This is a genomic window from Curtobacterium sp. AB451 (assembly GCF_050585845.1).
In the GTDB taxonomy this organism is placed as follows: domain Bacteria; phylum Actinomycetota; class Actinomycetes; order Actinomycetales; family Microbacteriaceae; genus Curtobacterium.
On record NZ_JBOBQG010000002.1, the window covers coordinates 134412 to 150068 of the forward strand.

The 15657-nt window shown below is 68.0% G+C and carries 13 protein-coding genes and 2 tRNA genes; 2 read left to right on the forward strand and 13 right to left on the reverse strand.

Features of this window, described 5'->3' with window-relative positions:
* Window positions 1–48 precede the first annotated feature (48 nt).
* Window positions 49–693 carry an anthranilate synthase component II gene (locus ACQXVK_RS04370; RefSeq protein ID WP_022907009.1) on the reverse strand — a complete coding sequence of 215 codons (645 nt, stop codon included), beginning with the start codon at window positions 691–693 and terminating at the stop codon, window positions 49–51.
* An 81-nt stretch (window positions 694–774) separates the two neighbouring features.
* Between ACQXVK_RS04370 and ACQXVK_RS04375 the strand changes: the two genes are divergently transcribed.
* The gene (locus ACQXVK_RS04375) at window positions 775–1029 is read left to right on the forward strand and encodes a cell division protein CrgA (RefSeq protein ID WP_022907010.1); all 255 of its coding nucleotides are present in this window, start codon (window positions 775–777) and stop codon (window positions 1027–1029) included.
* Between the two features lie 344 nt (window positions 1030–1373).
* Here ACQXVK_RS04375 and ACQXVK_RS04380 read toward each other — a convergent pair whose 3' ends face one another.
* Together ACQXVK_RS04380 and ACQXVK_RS04385 are read right to left on the reverse strand one after the other, a co-directional pair.
* Window positions 1374–2240, reverse strand: a complete 867-nt coding sequence (locus tag ACQXVK_RS04380; protein WP_022907011.1) for a rhomboid family intramembrane serine protease — start codon at window positions 2238–2240, stop codon at window positions 1374–1376.
* 8 nt (window positions 2241–2248) lie between these two features.
* Complete coding sequence (locus ACQXVK_RS04385) at window positions 2249–2788, reverse strand: peptidylprolyl isomerase (protein ID WP_402266050.1); 540 nt, start codon at window positions 2786–2788, stop codon at window positions 2249–2251.
* A 117-nt stretch (window positions 2789–2905) separates the two neighbouring features.
* Here ACQXVK_RS04385 and ACQXVK_RS04390 point away from each other — a divergent pair, with 117 nt between their 5' ends.
* Entirely contained in the window at window positions 2906–3478 is a 573-nt protein-coding gene (locus ACQXVK_RS04390) for a hypothetical protein (protein ID WP_022907013.1), read from the forward strand.
* Window positions 3479–4075: 597 nt separating this feature from the next.
* On the opposite strand, the gene ACQXVK_RS04395 is transcribed toward ACQXVK_RS04390, so the two are convergent.
* The 10 genes from ACQXVK_RS04395 to dnaA all read right to left on the reverse strand — a co-directional run bounded on the left by ACQXVK_RS04395 (window position 4076) and on the right by dnaA (window position 15455).
* A tRNA-Ala gene (locus tag ACQXVK_RS04395) sits at window positions 4076–4148 on the reverse strand.
* Window positions 4149–4180: 32 nt separating this feature from the next.
* Window positions 4181–4257: transfer RNA gene (locus tag ACQXVK_RS04400), tRNA-Ile, on the reverse strand.
* 76 nt (window positions 4258–4333) lie between these two features.
* Window positions 4334–4741: a DUF3566 domain-containing protein gene (locus ACQXVK_RS04405; RefSeq protein ID WP_022907014.1), complete on the reverse strand. Its 408-nt coding sequence runs from the start codon at window positions 4739–4741 to the stop codon at window positions 4334–4336.
* On the reverse strand, window positions 4734–7382 hold the full coding sequence (gyrA, locus tag ACQXVK_RS04410) for a DNA gyrase subunit A (RefSeq protein WP_022907015.1): 2649 nt from the start codon (window positions 7380–7382) through the stop codon (window positions 4734–4736). Before gyrA ends, ACQXVK_RS04405 begins: the two co-directional genes overlap by 8 nt.
* A gap of 114 nt (window positions 7383–7496) precedes the next feature.
* Window positions 7497–9500, reverse strand: a complete 2004-nt coding sequence (gene gyrB, locus ACQXVK_RS04415) for a DNA topoisomerase (ATP-hydrolyzing) subunit B (protein WP_402266054.1) — start codon at window positions 9498–9500, stop codon at window positions 7497–7499.
* A 132-nt stretch (window positions 9501–9632) separates the two neighbouring features.
* Complete coding sequence (locus ACQXVK_RS04420) at window positions 9633–10097, reverse strand: DUF721 domain-containing protein (protein ID WP_307159710.1); 465 nt, start codon at window positions 10095–10097, stop codon at window positions 9633–9635.
* 35 nt (window positions 10098–10132) lie between these two features.
* Entirely contained in the window at window positions 10133–11368 is a 1236-nt protein-coding gene (gene recF, locus ACQXVK_RS04425; protein WP_402266057.1) for a DNA replication/repair protein RecF, read from the reverse strand.
* A 33-nt stretch (window positions 11369–11401) separates the two neighbouring features.
* On the reverse strand, window positions 11402–12289 hold the full coding sequence (gene gnd / locus ACQXVK_RS04430; protein WP_022908034.1) for a phosphogluconate dehydrogenase (NAD(+)-dependent, decarboxylating): 888 nt from the start codon (window positions 12287–12289) through the stop codon (window positions 11402–11404).
* 71 nt (window positions 12290–12360) lie between these two features.
* A complete protein-coding gene (gene dnaN, locus ACQXVK_RS04435; protein ID WP_022908035.1) occupies window positions 12361–13506 on the reverse strand; it encodes a DNA polymerase III subunit beta in 1146 nt (381 codons plus the stop codon).
* 482 nt (window positions 13507–13988) lie between these two features.
* Window positions 13989–15455, reverse strand: a complete 1467-nt coding sequence (gene dnaA / locus ACQXVK_RS04440) for a chromosomal replication initiator protein DnaA (RefSeq protein WP_402266061.1) — start codon at window positions 15453–15455, stop codon at window positions 13989–13991.
* Between the last annotated feature and the right edge of the window lie 202 nt (window positions 15456–15657).

The window sequence follows — 15657 nt, forward strand, 5'->3', positions numbered from 1 at the left end:
GTGGGGTCGTCCCACGCGGCGGGCAGCTCGGTGTGCGCGGCGCCGTCGTCAGGCGCGGTGCGCCGCGATGAGCGGGTTCAGGCCGGCCGCGCGCTCCGCAGCGCCCTCGAGACCGGTCGTCTCGAGCCAGTTGCCGACCATCCGGTAGCCGCCCTCCGTGAGGACCGACTCCGGGTGGAACTGCACGCCGTACACGGGGTGCTCGCGGTGCTGCACGCCCATGATCACGCCACCGCCCGTCCGCGCGGTGACCGTGAGCTCGTCGGGGACCGTGCCGTCGACGATCGCGAGCGAGTGGTAGCGCGTGGCCGTGAAGGGGTGCGGGACGCCGGCGAACAGCGGGCTGTCGTCGTGGTCGACCTGCGAGGTCTTGCCGTGCATGAGCTCCTCGGCGTGGGTGACCGTCGCGCCGAGCGCCTCGGCGATGGCCTGGTGCCCGAGGCACACACCGAGCAGGGGCTTGTCCGCCGCGATCGCTGCGTGCACGGTCTCGACGGAGACACCGGCGTCCGCGGGGGTGCCGGGTCCCGGGGACAGCAGCACGCCGTCGTAGTCCGCGATGCGGTCGGCGATCTCGGACGCCGGGAAGGCGTCGTTGCGGACCACGTCGGTCTCCGCCCCGAGCTGCTGGACGTAGCCGTTCAGCGTGTAGACGAAGCTGTCGTAGTTGTCGACGACGAGGATCTTGGTCATGGCGGTTCACCGTACTCGTGGGGGATGTGTGCAGCGGGCTGAGAGTCTTCCCACACCCGTGGTCACGGTAGGATACCGGCCATGGCCAAGGACAAGGACCGCACCAAGCCCGCCCGGAGGACCCGAGCCGACTCGGTCGACACCGCGGGGGACCAGCCGAACCCCGTGTGGTTCAAGCCGGTCATGTTCGGCTTCATGCTCATCGGGCTCGCCTGGGTGATCGTCTTCTACATCTCGAACACGACGCTGCCGGTGCCGTCGCTCGGATCGTGGAACATCCTGATCGGCTTCGGCATCATGTTCATCGGCTTCCTCATGACCACCCGCTGGCGGTAGCAGCCCGGCCACACACGCCTCGACGCCCGTCGCACCTGCTGGTGCGGCGGGCGTTCTCGTGTGTGCGGGCACTCCGGGCCGTTCTCCACAACGCCGACGCGCGGCCCACCGACCACCGTTCCCCAGAACGCCTGTTCTCCACAGTTCTCCACACTCTCCACACACTCATCCACATCCCCTTCCCGGAGTTATCCACAGCTGAGTCCACAGTGGGGATAATCACACCCGTGTAACTCACCGTGTTCTCCACAGCTGTGGACAACTCCGGGCCGGTCTGTGGAAACGACGAACGCCCCGTTGCAAGCGCAACGGGGCGTTCGGGTGGCGATGGTCGCCGAGACGTGTCAGATGCCGACACCGATCGACAGGCCCGCGTACGCGGCGTAGATCAGCCCGACGAGCACGACGGCCTCGGCGACCAGGAGTCCGATCTGCAGACGACGCTGCCGGATGTTCCGGGTGCGCGCGAAGACGAACCCGGTGATGAACCCGAGGACGATCCCGCCCACGTGCGCCTGCCACGAGATCGCGGTACCGGGCAGGAAGCCGACCACGAGGTTGAGACCCATGATGACCAGGAGCTGCACGGCGTTGTAACCGAGGCTCCGCTGGATGACGAAGAACGCCGCGAACAACCCGAAGATCGCACCGGAGGCACCGACCACCGGCGTCGCGGGGCTGAGCAACGAGACGGCGAGGTCACCACCGAGGCCAGCCAGGAAGTACAGCGCGACGAACCGCCACGTGCCGAGGATGTTCTCGAGCATCCGCCCGAAGATCCACACCGCCCACATGTTGAACAGGATGTGGAAGAAGGAGGAGTGGACGAACAGCCCGGTCACGAGCCGCCAGGGCTGCGAGCCGATCGCGGGCGTGTAGTAGCTCAGCCAGGCGTTGACGTACCCGCCGGTCACCTGGTTGAGCAACCAGAGCACGGCGGACACGACGACGATCACGACCGTCGCCTTCTGGTCGAGCATGGCGAATCGCCGCCGGGCGACAGTCAGCCCGCTGGGGCCTCCGGACGCCCGACGGTTCGCCTGGAACTGCGCACGCTGCTCGCGCACGCACTCAGGGCAGTGCACCCCGACCGCGGCCGGCGTCTGGCACTCCGGGCAGATCGTCCGCCCGCAGCGCTGGCAGAGCACGAAGCTCTGCCGGTCCGGATGCCGGTAGCAGGTGTTGTTCGGGTTGTACGCCTGGTCGGTCACGTGGTGGCTCAGACGTCCTCGACGTCGATGCTCTGGATGACGACGTCCTCGAGCGGCTTGTCACGGCCGTCGGTCGGCACGCCCTCGATCGCGTCGACGACCGCACGGGACTCGTCGTCCGCGACCTCGCCGAAGATGGTGTGCTTGCCCTGCAGCCACGGCGTCGCCACCGTGGTGATGAAGAACTGCGAGCCGTTCGTGCCACGGCCGCCCTGGATGCCGGCGTTCGCCATGGCGAAGATGTACGGGTTCTGGAAGGTGAGCTCCGGGTGGATCTCGTCGTCGAAGCGGTAACCCGGACCGCCGATGCCCTGACCGAGCGGGTCGCCGCCCTGGATCATGAAGTCCTTGATGATGCGGTGGAAGACGACCCCGTCGTAGAGCTTGTCGGTCGAGACCTTGCCGGTGCCGGGGTGCGTCCACTCCTGCTTGCCCGTCGCGAGGTCGACGAAGTTCTTGACGGTCTTGGGAGCGTGGTTGCCGAACAGGTTGACGCGGATGTCGCCCTTGTTCGTGTGGATCGTTGCGACAGCGGTGTGCAGAGACATGTTCCGATTCTCGCATGTACTGCTGACGGTCAGACGGATCACACAGGTGAGGCTCCGTGACCTGTCAGGCACTGCGGTGGCAGGATGGTGGTCACGCCGTTCCGATGGAGGTACCAGATGACGACGATTGAGATCCCGCGCAAGCGCCGGAAGCAGATCAAGAAGCTCAAGGGCCAGACCGCCTCGCTCCTCGGCGAGCAGCGCAAGGTCCTCGAGCACGCGAACGCGATCCTTGCAGAGGCCCGGTCCCACGCCGCGGACGCTGCTCGCAAGGACATCGCGCCGCGAGTGCAGAACGCGATCGACAACGGCATCCGCCCGGCTGTTGCCACGGGGGTGCACGCTGCCACGAGCGCAGCGCAGAACGCTTCACACCGATTCCAGTCCGAGGTCGTCCCCGGCCTGGTCGCGACCGCGGGCTCGGTCCTCAGCGTGGGCGACCTCGCGAAGGACCCCCGGGTCAAGAAGATCGTGAAGAACGCCCAGAAGAAGGGCAAGAAGGCCAAGAAGGCTGCGGAGAAGTACGTGCCGCACCAGAAGAAGGGCATCGGCTTCGGCGGTGTCGCGCTTATCGTGGTGGGTGTCGTGGCCGTGGCCGGTGCCGCCTACGCCGCGTACCAGACGCTCCGTGCGGACGACGACCTCTGGGTCGCGGACGACGCCGACACTGCGGGCAAGCCCGCAGCCTGACCTCCCGGTTCGTACGAAGGGCCCCGGCACACGCCGGGGCCCTTCGTCGTCCCCGGCGCGAACGAGCCGGCCCGGCCGAGCCGGCCCGGCCAGGCCGGGCCACCGCGAGTCGAGCGGGCGAAATACGTCCCGCTCGGGCCGTCATGCCGACGGATTCTGCCCGCTCGACGCACACCCACGGCGTGTTCCGCCCGCTCGGCACACCACCAGCCACACATCCTACGCACCCGGCGCACTCGGCGCCCGCCGGTCGCCTCCGCTGCCCCGCACCGGACTGGAGGCGCGGAGCGACCTGGTCCCGCGCCTCCCGTCCGCCACGCGGTGCGTCCGATCACCAGCGCGCACACGTGACCGCACGACCGGCCGTCCGTGGTCGCGCGACCCGCCGCTCACATCCGCCGAGGTCCCACGGACGGCCGTCGCCCCTGGGCGAGACCCGACGATCCCGAGACCTCGAGCCGGGGCCGACCGATCGTCGGGCGCAAGCTGGCCTCGCGGAGCGGCCATCGCGGAGCGGAGCGCCGCAGGCGCAGACGAGCACGACGACCGAGCGAGGCGAAGCGAGGAACGAGCGGAGCAAGGCTCACGCCGAGGGAGTGGAGCCTGGGAGAATCGAACTCCCGACATCCTGCTTGCAAAGCAGGCGCTCTACCAACTGAGCTAAGGCCCCGTGACACCCATGGTACGGAGTGTCGGAGGAAGTGGTGGGGCTACAAGGACTTGAACCTTGGACCTCTTCGTTATCAGCGAAGCGCTCTAACCGCCTGAGCTATAGCCCCTCAGACCGGATGAAAGCCTACCGTACCGATGCCGCAGAACGAAATCGAGGCGGTCGGCCCATCCGAGCCGGGTGTGTCAGTTGTTCGTGAAGCCGACGAGCAGGCCGCCGGTGATCCGGACACTGAGGTTGTAGAGGACACTCACGATCGCGCCGAGCACGGTGCCGACCACCACGTTGAGGATGCCCACGACGACGGAGAACCCGAGCACCTGGCCCAGCGAGAACTGGTCCATGATCGAGTAGTTGTTCTGCCCGGTGACGTCCTTCAGCAGAGCGTCGATCTGGGTGAAGACACCGGTCTGGTTGAGGATGACCCACACCAGGGCGGTGGCGACGACGATCACGATCGAGCCGGCCAGGGCGATGAGGAAGCTGAGCTTCACCATCGACCAGAAGTCGACGTACACGAGCCGCAGTCGCACCTGACGGGTGCCGACGGGCCGCTTCGCCTTCTTCTGGAGCTTCTCGGCGACACTACTCATTGCTTGACTGGTCCTCTCCGGCCACGGTGTCCGTGGGCACTGTGTCGGCGGGGTCGGCGGCCGCTTCGTCCGGGCTGACCGTCTCCACCGGGCCCGCAGGCTCGATCTCGGCGTCGTCCTGGTCGTCCAGGTTCCGCTCTGTGTTCCGGGCCACCGCGATGATCCGGTCGTTCTCCGCGAACCTCGCGAAGACCACACCCATCGTGTCGCGACCCTTGGCGGGCACCTCGGCCACGGCAGACCTTACCACCTTGCCCGATTGGAGCACGACGAGGACCTCGTCGTCCTCACCGACGATGAGAGCACCCACAAGGTCCCCTCGATCGGCGGCCAGCTTGGCGACCTTGATGCCGAGACCGCCACGACCCTGCACGCGGTACTGGTCGACGGAGGTGCGCTTGGCGTAGCCACCCTCGGTCATGACCCAGACGTAGCCGTCGTCCGAGACGACCCGGGCCGCGAGCAGCGAGTCGTCGTCGCGGAAGGACATGCCCTTCACGCCGGAGGTCGAGCGACCCATCGGGCGCAGCGTGTCGTTCGTCGCGGTGAACCGCAGCGACATGCCGTGCTTCGAGACGAGCAGGAGGTCGTCGTGCTCGTCGACGAGGAGCGCCTGCACCAGGGTGTCGCCGTCGCGCAGGTTGATCGCGATGATGCCGCCGGTGCGGTTCGTGTCGTACTCGGTGAGCGCGGTCTTCTTGACGAGACCGTGCGCCGTGGCTAGCACGAGGTACTGCGCCGCCTCGTAGTCGCGGATGTCGAGGACCTGCTGGATCTGCTCGTCCGGCTGCATGGCGAGCAGGTTCGCGACGTGCTGACCCTTGGCGTCACGGCTGGCTTCCTGCAGCTCGTACGCCTTGGCGCGGTAGACGCGGCCCTTGTCCGTCAGGAACAGCAGCCAGTGGTGCGTCGTCGTCACGAAGAAGTGCTCGACGACGTCGTCGGCGCGCAGCTGCGCACCCTTGACCCCGCGGCCACCGCGGTGCTGCGACCGGTAGTTGTCGCTCCGCGTGCGCTTGACGTACCCGCCGCGGGTGATGGTGACGACCATCTCCTCCTCGGGGATGAGGTCCTCGATCGACATGTCGCCGTCGAAGCCGAGCAGGATCTCGCTGCGGCGGTCGTCGCCGAACCGCTCGACGATCTCCTCGAGCTCGTCACCGATGATCGAGCGCTGACGGGTCTCCGACGCCAGGATGTCCTGGAAGTCGGCGATCTTGCGCTCGAGCTCCTCGGCCTCGTCGTGGATCTTCTGCCGCTCGAGGGCGGCGAGACGACGGAGCTGCAGCTCGAGGATGGCGCGCGCCTGGATCTCGTCGACGGACAGCAGGTCCATCAGACCGGTGCGGGCCTCTTCGACGTCGGGCGACCGGCGGATGAGCGCGATGACCTCGTCGAGCGCGTCGAGCGCGGCCAGGTAGCCACGGAGGATGTGGGCGCGCTTCTCTGCCTCGCGCAGCCGGAACTGCGTGCGGCGGACGATGACGTCGATCTGGTGGTCGACCCACGCCGAGATGAACCCGTCGAGCGCGAGGGTGCGGGGCACGCCGTCGACGATCGCGAGCATGTTCGCGCCGAAGTTCTCCTGCAGCTGCGTGTGCTTGTACAGGTTGTTGAGGACGACCTTGGCGACGGCGTCGCGCTTGAGCACGATGACGAGGCGCTGGCCGGTGCGACCCGAGGTCTCGTCACGGATGTCCGCGATGCCGGCGAGCTTGCCGTCCTTGACACCCTCGGCGATGCGGATCGCGAGGTTGTCGGGGTTCACCTGGTAGGGGAGCTCGGTGACGACGAGGCAGGTGCGGCCCTGGATCTCCTCGACGTTGACGACCGCACGCATCGTGATCGAGCCACGACCGGTGCGGTAGGCGTCCTGGATGCCCTTCGTGCCGAGGATCTGCGCCCCGGTCGGGAAGTCCGGGCCCTTGATGCGCTGCATGAGCGCACCGAGCAGCTCTTCACGGGTGGCGTCGGGGTGCTCGAGCGCCCACTTCGCGCCGGCGGCGACCTCGCGCAGGTTGTGCGGCGGGATGTTCGTGGCCATGCCGACCGCGATGCCGACGGAACCGTTGACGAGCAGGTTCGGGAACCGCGCCGGCAGGATGGCGGGTTCCTGCGTCCGACCGTCGTAGTTGTCCTGGAAGTCGACGGTGTCCTCGTCGATGTCCCGGACCATCTCCATGGCGAGCGGCGCCATCTTGGTCTCGGTGTACCGCGGCGCGGCGGCGCCGTCGTTGCCCGGGGACCCGAAGTTGCCCTGGCCGAGCGCGAGCGGGTAGCGGAGCGACCACGGCTGCACGAGGCGGACGAGGGCGTCGTAGATCGCGCTGTCACCGTGCGGGTGGAACTGCCCCATCACGTCGCCGACGACACGGGAACACTTCGAGAAGGCCCGGTCGGGGCGGTAGCCGCCGTCGAACATCGCGTAGATCACGCGGCGGTGCACGGGCTTCAGTCCGTCACGGACCTCGGGCAGCGCACGGCCGACGATGACGGACATCGCGTAGTCGAGGTACGACCGCTGCATCTCGAGCTGCAGGTCGACCTGCGAGATGCGGTCACCGGAGACGACGATGTCCCCGCTGTCGCCGTGGACGATCTCGGGCTGCTCGTCGGCGCCGTTCTCGTTGTCGTCAGCCATGTGGCTTCGTTCCCTTTCTGGACAGCCCGGAGGCTGTGGTTCCGTCGGCCGCGCCGGGCGCGACCACAGGTGGTCGGGACTGGTCGACGCGGCTCACACCGCGCCTCCCGGCCCTCAGATGTCGAGGAACCGGACGTCCTTCGCGTTCTGCTGGATGAACTGGCGACGGGACTCGACGTCCTCGCCCATCAGCGTCGCGAAGACGCTGTCCACCGCGGCGGCGTCCTCGAGCGTGACCTGCAGGAGCGTCCGGGTGTCCGGGTTCATCGTGGTGTCCCACAGCTCCTTGTAGTCCATCTCGCCGAGACCCTTGTAGCGCTGGATCCCGTTGTCCTTCGGGATGCGCTTGCCGGCGGCGAGGCCGGACTGCATCAGGGCGTCGCGCTCACGGTCGCTGAACACGTACTCGTGCGCCGAGTTCGACCACTTCAGGCGGTACAGCGGCGGCTGCGCGAGGTACACGTACCCGCGCTCGATGAGCGGACGCATGTAGCGGAACAGCAGGGTGAGCAGCAGCGTCGTGATGTGCTGGCCGTCCACGTCGGCATCGGCCATCAGCACGATCTTGTGGTACCGGGCCTTGTCCGGGTCGAAGTCCTCGCCGATGCCGGCGCCGAACGCCGTGATCATCGACTGGATCTCCTGGTTGGCCAGGGCACGGTCGAGACGAGCCTTCTCGACGTTCAGGATCTTGCCGCGCAGCGGCAGGATCGCCTGCGTCATCGGGTTGCGACCCTGCACGGCGGAACCGCCGGCGGAGTCACCCTCGACCATGAAGATCTCGGAGACCGTCGGGTCCTTCGACTGGCAGTCCTTGAGCTTGCCGGGCATGCCGCCCGACTCGAGGAGCCCCTTGCGACGGGTGGTCTCGCGTGCCTTGCGTGCGGCGAGACGGGCCTGCGAGGCCTGGATCGCCTTGCGCACGACGTCGCGGGCCTGCGTCGGGTTGCTCTCGAACCAGTGCGTGAGCTCGGTGCCGACGACGCGCTGGACGAAGCCCTTGGCCTCGGTGTTGCCGAGCTTGGTCTTCGTCTGCCCCTCGAACTGCGGCTCGCCGAGCTTCACGGAGATGACGGCCGTCAGCCCTTCGCGGATGTCGTCACCCGTGAGGTTGTCGTCCTTCTCCTTGATGATCTTCGCCTCGCGCGCGTACTTGTTGACCAGGTACGTCAGCGCCGCGCGGAAGCCCTCTTCGTGGGTGCCGCCCTCGTGCGTGTTGATCGTGTTCGCGAAGGTGTGGACGCTCTCCTGGTAGGAGGTGTTCCACTGCATCGCGACCTCGAGCGCGATCTTGCGCTCCGGGTCCTCGGCCTCGAAGCCGATGACGTCCGGGTGCACGAGGTCGGCCTTCTTCTGCGCGTTGAGGTACTCGACGTAGTCGGCGAGCCCGCGCTCGTACAGGAAGGAGTCGTGGCGGGACTCTTCACCGTCGGCCGGGGTGCGCTCGTCGGTCAGGGTGATGCGCAGGCCCTTGTTGAGGAAGGCCATCTGCTGGAACCGCGTGCGCAGGGTCTCGTAGTCGAAGACGACCGTCTCGAAGATCTCGGCGTTCGGCCAGAACGTGATCGTGGTGCCGTGCCCGTCGTCTTCCTCGTCCTTCGACAGGGGCGCGACCGGGACGCCGTCGGTGTAGCTCTGGCGCCACACGTGGCCCTGCTGGCGGACCTCGACGTCGAGCTCGGAGCTCAGCGCGTTGACGACCGACGACCCGACGCCGTGCAGACCGCCGGACACCGCGTACGCGCCGCCGCCGAACTTGCCGCCGGCGTGCAGGACGGTGAGCACGACCTGGACGGTCGAGACGCCCTCGGCAGCGTGGATCCCGACGGGGATGCCACGGCCGTTGTCGACCACGCGGACGCCACCGTCTTCGCGGATCGTGACGTTGATCGTGTCGCAGTAGCCCGCGAGCGCCTCGTCGACGGAGTTGTCGACGATCTCCTGCACGAGGTGGTGCAGACCGCGGGGACCGGTGGACCCGATGTACATGCCCGGACGCTTCCGGACGGCTTCGAGTCCCTCGAGCACCTGGATCTGGTCTGCGCCGTACTGGGGTTCGCTCTGCGGGGTCGCCTCGCCGGACGAGTTCTCTCGGTCGTCGTCAGATCCGGATGTCATTCGAAGGTGCTCCTGCCTGCGCGCGGAACACCCGCGCACTGCACCCCCCAGTCTACCGCAGGACCCCCTCCTCCGAGGGCGGAATCGGGCCGTGGACGGCCTTTTTTCGTCCTCCCGGACGATTTCGTCGGCTCACCCGTAAGTGTCGCGAGGACCGCGCCCCTGGACCGTCCTGGGACCGCGTTTCCAGGTGGGGGCGTCGGGGCCCGAAACCCGGATCGACTGGACGCCGGCTTCCGGGTGCCGTTCGGCGATGGTCGTCGTGATGGTGCTCCGCATCAACCGGAGCTGCGTCGCCCAGGCCGTCGAGTCGCACCGGATCACGAGGGCGCCGTCGTCGATGGTCATCGGCCGGGAGTGCTTCGCGAGCTCCTCGCCGACGACCGCGGGCCAGTCCACGAAGAGCTCCGAGCGGGCGAGGGGCTCGGTCCAGCCGAGCTCGGCGGCGAGCGAGCCGACCACGTCACCGAGCCCGGCGGGCTCTCGGCCGCGGCCGTACGGCACGGAATCGGGGTCGAGTCCCTTCATCCGGCGCCGACGCGCGTCGACACCGCGCTTCGAGGGGTCGCCGAAGACGGCGCGCAGGTGTCGGTACACCCGCGAGGGTTCGGTGGGTCGCGACGGCCTCGGCATCAGACGCCGGCCTCCGTCGCGTGGTCGTCCGTCTCCACGGTCGGACTGGAGGCGCGGCTCGGCTCCGCCTCGTCGCGCACGATCGTGCCGGCCTCGATCCGGACGGTGTGCGCCGCGAGCTGCGCGGGGACGTCGCCGAAGACCGCCGCCGTGATGAGCACCTGCTCGTAGTCGGCGACCGCGGCGGCCAGCCGTTCGCGGCGCGACTCGTCGAGCTCGGCGAACACGTCGTCGAGGATGATGATCGGGTCGCCGAGGCTCGACTCGGCGCGCAGGATCGAGGCACTCGCGAGCTGGACCGCGAGCGCGAACGACCAGGATTCGCCATGACTGGCGTACCCACGGGCAGGTAACCCGTTGAGCTGGAAGAGCACGTCGTCCCGGTGCGGGCCGACGAGCGTCAGACCGCGGTCGAGCTCGTCCCGTCGTCGACGGTCGAGCGCCGCGCGGAAGGCCTCGCCGGCGGCGGCCACGGTGACCGGCTCGTCGGGTGTCCCGAGGACCGGGTCCGTCGCGGCCGCGTCCTCCGGGTCGCCGCCCCGGACGCTGAGGACACCGGTGATCGACGCCTCGTGCCGTTCACCGGCGACGGTCGCGTACGCCTCGGCGACGAAGGGGGCGAGGCGACGGGTGAGGTGGTCACGTGCGGCGATGATCTCGGCACCGAACGCCACGAGCCGCTCGTCCCAGACGTCGAGCGTCGCGAGCGATCCCGACTTGGCGCCGGTCGCGCGCGCGGACTTCAACAGGGTGTTGCGCTGCCGGAGCGTCCGGTCGTAGTCGGCGAGGACACCCTGCATGCGCGGGGCGATCTGACCGAGCAGCTCGTCGAGCATCCGGCGCCGGCCGGCCGGTTCACCGCGGACGAGCGCGAGGTCCTCGGGCGCGAACAGCACGCTCGTGCAGTACCGCGGGAGTTCCCGCGGCTTGATCGCCGACCGGTTGACCTGCGCGCGGTTCGATCCGGTGCGGTTGATCTGGACCTCGGCGAGGATGCTGCGGTCCTCGTGCGCGAGCCGGGCGCGGACGACCGCGGCGTCACAGCCCTGGCGCACGAGCGCGGCGTCGGTCGGGACCCGGTGCGACCCGAGGGTGGAGAGGTAGCCGATCGCCTCGACGAGGTTCGTCTTGCCCTGTCCGTTCCGGCCGACGAACAGGTTCGGCCCGCGTGCGAGGTCGACCTCGGCCTCCCGGTAGTTCCGGAAGTCCGTGAGTTGCAGGTGGTCGACGTGCACGCGGGCCGAGACGAGCTCAGGTGGTTACCTGAGCTACGCCTTCTTGACGGCGTGGCCGCCGAACTGGTTGCGGAGCGCCGCGACGGCCTTCATCGTCGGGGAATCGCTGCCCTGACGCGAGACGAAGCGGGCGAACATGGCTGCCGAGAGCGCGGGCATCGGGACCGCGAGCTCGATCGCCTCTTCGAGGGTCCAGCGCCCCTCGCCCGAGTCGTCGACGTAGCCCTCGAGCTCGTCGAGCTTCGGGTCCTCGTTGATCGCGAGGACGAGGAGGTCGAGGAGCCAGGAACGGACGACCGTGCCACGCTGCCAGCCGGCGAAGACCGCCGGGACGTCGTGGACGATGTCCTTCGCCTCGAGGAGCTCGTAGCCCTCGCCGTACGCCTGCATGATCGCGTACTCGATGCCGTTGTGGACCATCTTCGCGTAGTGGCCCGCGCCGACGCCGCCGGCGTGCGAGAAGCCCTCTTCGCGCGGGCCCTCGGGACGGAGCGCGTCGAAGACGGGCATGGCGAACTCGACGTCCTCGGGGGCGCCGCCCACCATGAGGCCGTAGCCGTTCTCCTTGCCCCAGACGCCGCCCGAGACGCCGGCGTCCATGTAGCGGATGCCCTTGGCGTCGAGCTGCTTGGCGTGCACCTCGTCGTCGAGCCACTTCGAGTTGCCACCGTCGATCACGAGGTCACCCGCGCTCAGGACGTTCGACAGGTCGGTGATCACGTCGTCGGTGATCTTGCCGTGCGGGACCATGACCCACACGAGCTTCTTGCCCTCGGGCAGTGCGGCGGCGAGTGCGCCGAGGTCGGCGACGTCGGACACGGCGGGGTTCGCGTCGTAGCCGGTGACCTCGATGCCTGCGTTGCGGAGACGGGCACGCATGTTGTTGCCCATGCGACCGAGGCCGACAAGACCGATGTGCATGATTTCCTCTTCTGTTCGTCGTCGCGCTGATGCTGCTGGGAGCGCGTCAGCGCAGTGTTCGGCTGTTGCGCTTACCGCAGCAGGAGATTGGGCTGCAGCAGGTACCGGTATCCGTCCGCCGCCGGGGCCTCCTGCGAGGTCTGGCCGGTGATGAGCACCGGTCCCGGCTTGTTGGGGTTCTCCGTCTTGGTGAAGGAGATCCGGACGAACTCGGAGTGCACCGCGTTCAACCCGTCCAGGAGGAAGGCGGGCTTCAGCGAGACCACCGTTTCCTCACCGGTCAGCAACGCACTGATCGACTCTGACGCCTGCGCTTGTTCGGAACCGATCGCTTCGAGCGTGAGCCCGTCGACCGTGAAGGAGAACCGGAGGGCTGCTTCGCGCTCCAGGACGAGGGAGACCCGTCGGACCGCCTCGACCAGTTCCGCGGTGTTGATCACCGCGTGGTCCTGGACGGTCTCGGGGAAGAGCCGGCGGACCGGCGGGTAGTTGCCCTTGATGAGCAGCGACGTGACGGTCTTGTCGTCCGCGTGGAACGCGATGAGCTCGCGGTCGGACGAGCCGCTGATCGACACCGACACCGTCGAGGCCGAGCCGAAGGTGCGGCCCACCTCCTGCAGGGTGCGGGCTGGGACGAGTGCGTGCAGCGGGTCCGACCCGACGCGACCCGAGTCCCAGGCGATGGTGCGGACGGCCACGCGGTAGCGGTCCGTCGCGATGAGGGACAGGTCGTTGTCCCCGACCTCGAGTTGCACGCCGGTGATGACCGGGGTGACGTCGTCGCGGCTGGCGGCGACCGCGACCTGCGAGACCGCCTCGGAGAATGCGTCGCCGGGGATCACGCCGGTCTGCTCACCGATCTCCGGGAGCGTCGGGTACTCCTCGACCGGCATGGACAGCAGCGTGAAGTGCGCCGAGCCGCAGGTCACCGAGATCTTGGAGTCCTCGGTGGTGAAGGTGACCGGGGCGTTCGGCAGACGGCTCGCGATGTCGTTCAGGAGCCGGCCGGAGACGAGCACGGTGCCGGGTTCGTCGATCTGCGCCGCGATGGACGTCTGCGCCGAGACCTCGTAGTCGAACGACGAGAGCGTGAGTCGATCGCCGTCCGCGTGGATCAGGACGCCCGAGAGGATCGGGAGGGTCGTGCGCTGTGGGAGGAGCTTCACCGCGAAGGAGACGGCTTCGGAGAAGACGTCCCGGTTGACCTCGAACTTCACAGCTGGAACCCCTGTCGATCGGTTGGACTGTCCGGCCGCCCCATTGTGGCACAGCCCGACCGGGCCCGGATTTCTTGTCATCCCGCCGTCCACAAGGTTGGCCCGCTGAGATCAATCGTTAACCAGGAGTAATCGTGTTAACGCCTGTGCACACTGTGGACAACTCTGTTGAGACCGCTTGTCCACAGGGAACTACACACGTGTGAGTTGTGAGTGGTGTGTGGGGGACGTCTGGATGAATGAATCTCATCTATCCACTTCCATCCCCAGTCTCCACAGGTGACCCCTCCGCTGTGTACAACCGTCCGGCGTGTCCTCCACAGTTATCCACAGGCTTTCCACACTGTGTGAAGTCCGGCGCATGGAACCGTCTCAGATGGTGGATGCGCGCGGAGACAGGCCGATCTGACGGTCGTCAGCCGCGCCTCCAGGCCCGTACCAGATGTGCCGAGCGCGACGCGACGCGCGCGCGTCGAGGCACGTCAGCGGTAGCGGCGGTCCTGCTTGATCCGGCTGGTCAGCTCGGTGACCTGGTTGTAGATCGAGCGGCGCTCCTTCATGAGCTCCGTGATCTTCTTGTTCGCGTACATCACCGTCGTGTGGTCGCGGTTGCCGAACAGCTGGCCGATCTTCGGCAGCGACAGGCTCGTCATCTCACGGCAGAGGTACATCGCGATCTGGCGGGCGGTCGCGATCGCCTGCGAGCGGGAGGACCCGTAGAGGTCGTCGACCGAGAGCTTGAAGTACTCCGCGGTGTGGTTGATGATGTCCGTCGGCGCGATGACGTTGTCGTCGTCGAGCGTGATCAGGTCCTTGAGCACGGTCTGCACGAGCGCCATGTCGACGGCCGTCCGGTTGAGGCTCGCGAACGCGGTGACGCGGATGAGCGTCCCCTCGAGCTCCCGGATGTTGCTCGACACCTTCGAGGCCATGAACTCGAGGATGTCGTCCGGTACCTGCAGGTGGTCGGACTGCGCCTTCTTGCGGAGGATCGCGATGCGCGTCTCGAGGTCCGGCGCCTGCACGTCCGTGATGAGACCCCACTCGAAGCGGGAGCGCATCCGGTCCTCGAAGCCGGTCAGGTGCTTCGGCGCGACGTCGGAGGTGATGACCACCTGCTTGTTGTGGTCGTGCAGGGTGTTGAACGTGTGGAAGAACGCCTCTTGCGTGGAGTCCTTGCCCTGCAGGAACTGGATGTCGTCGATCAGCAGGATGTCGATGTCGCGGTACCGCTGCTGGAACTGGTTCGACCGGTTGTTCGCGATCGAGTTGATGAAGTCGTTGGTGAACTCCTCGCTCGACACGTACCGCACCCGGATGCCCGGGTAGAGGCTCTCGGCGTAGTGGCCGATCGCGTGCAGGAGGTGGGTCTTGCCGAGGCCGGAGTCGCCGTAGATGAACAGCGGGTTGTATGCCTTGGCCGGCGCCTCGGCGACCGCGACCGCAGCGGCGTGGGCGAACCGGTTCGACGAGCCGATGACGAAGTTGTCGAAGTTGTACTTGGGGTTGAGCCGGGACTCGGGGCGACCGCTGGTGCCCGGGGAGTCGATCTGACTGGGGACGAACGGTGCCTCGATGTACTGCCGTGGCGCCGCGCTCTGCTCGACCGCTCCCTGGACGGGCTCGGCGTACTCGGGCACGTTGGTCGCGACCGGGGCGTCCACCCGGGGTTCGGACGCCATGTCGGGGTTCACCGTGATGGCGAAGTTCGCGACGGCGTCGTCGCCGATCCGCGAGACGGCCTCGGTGATCGGGATCCGGATCCGTTGCTCGAGCATGCCGCGGGTCAGGTCGTTCGGCACCTCGAGGTAGAGCGTGCCGGCGAGGACGCCCTTCGGTTCGACGAGGTTGAGGAAGCCGTGCAGCTGCGGGGTGATGCGGTCGTCCTCCGAGAGGAGTCCGAGGACCGATGACCAGAGGTCCTCGACGGGGTCGGCCGGCATCGTCATGTCGCGCTCGTCTCCTGGTCTCGTGTCGTGCTCGTCGTCGGTGCTCGTCGCACCGGGGGTGGGTGGTCCGTTCCCGGGACGTGCCCGGGCGGCGTCGACCGTCGGATCGGTCCTGGCGGGTCGTCGTGTGCCCGGACGGCTGCTTCGACGGCCCGGACGCGTGTCGTCCCGCATGGTGGTCCACAGGGTTGTCCACAGTCTT

Excerpts from the sequence above, each read along its gene's own strand:
- gyrB (WP_402266054.1), bottom strand. The coding sequence starts at position 9,500 with ATGACATCCGGATCTGACGACGACCGAGAGAACTCGTCCGGCGAGGCG.
- ACQXVK_RS04385 (WP_402266050.1), bottom strand. The coding sequence starts at position 2,788 with ATGTCTCTGCACACCGCTGTCGCAACGATCCACACGAACAAGGGCGAC.
- ACQXVK_RS04390 (WP_022907013.1), top strand. The coding sequence starts at position 2,906 with ATGACGACGATTGAGATCCCGCGCAAGCGCCGGAAGCAGATCAAGAAG.
- dnaA (WP_402266061.1), bottom strand. The coding sequence starts at position 15,455 with ATGACGATGCCGGCCGACCCCGTCGAGGACCTCTGGTCATCGGTCCTC.
- ACQXVK_RS04405 (WP_022907014.1), bottom strand. The coding sequence starts at position 4,741 with ATGAGTAGTGTCGCCGAGAAGCTCCAGAAGAAGGCGAAGCGGCCCGTC.
- gnd (WP_022908034.1), bottom strand. The coding sequence starts at position 12,289 with ATGCACATCGGTCTTGTCGGCCTCGGTCGCATGGGCAACAACATGCGT.
- gyrA (WP_022907015.1), bottom strand. The coding sequence starts at position 7,382 with ATGGCTGACGACAACGAGAACGGCGCCGACGAGCAGCCCGAGATCGTC.
- ACQXVK_RS04370 (WP_022907009.1), bottom strand. The coding sequence starts at position 693 with ATGACCAAGATCCTCGTCGTCGACAACTACGACAGCTTCGTCTACACG.
- ACQXVK_RS04375 (WP_022907010.1), top strand. The coding sequence starts at position 775 with ATGGCCAAGGACAAGGACCGCACCAAGCCCGCCCGGAGGACCCGAGCC.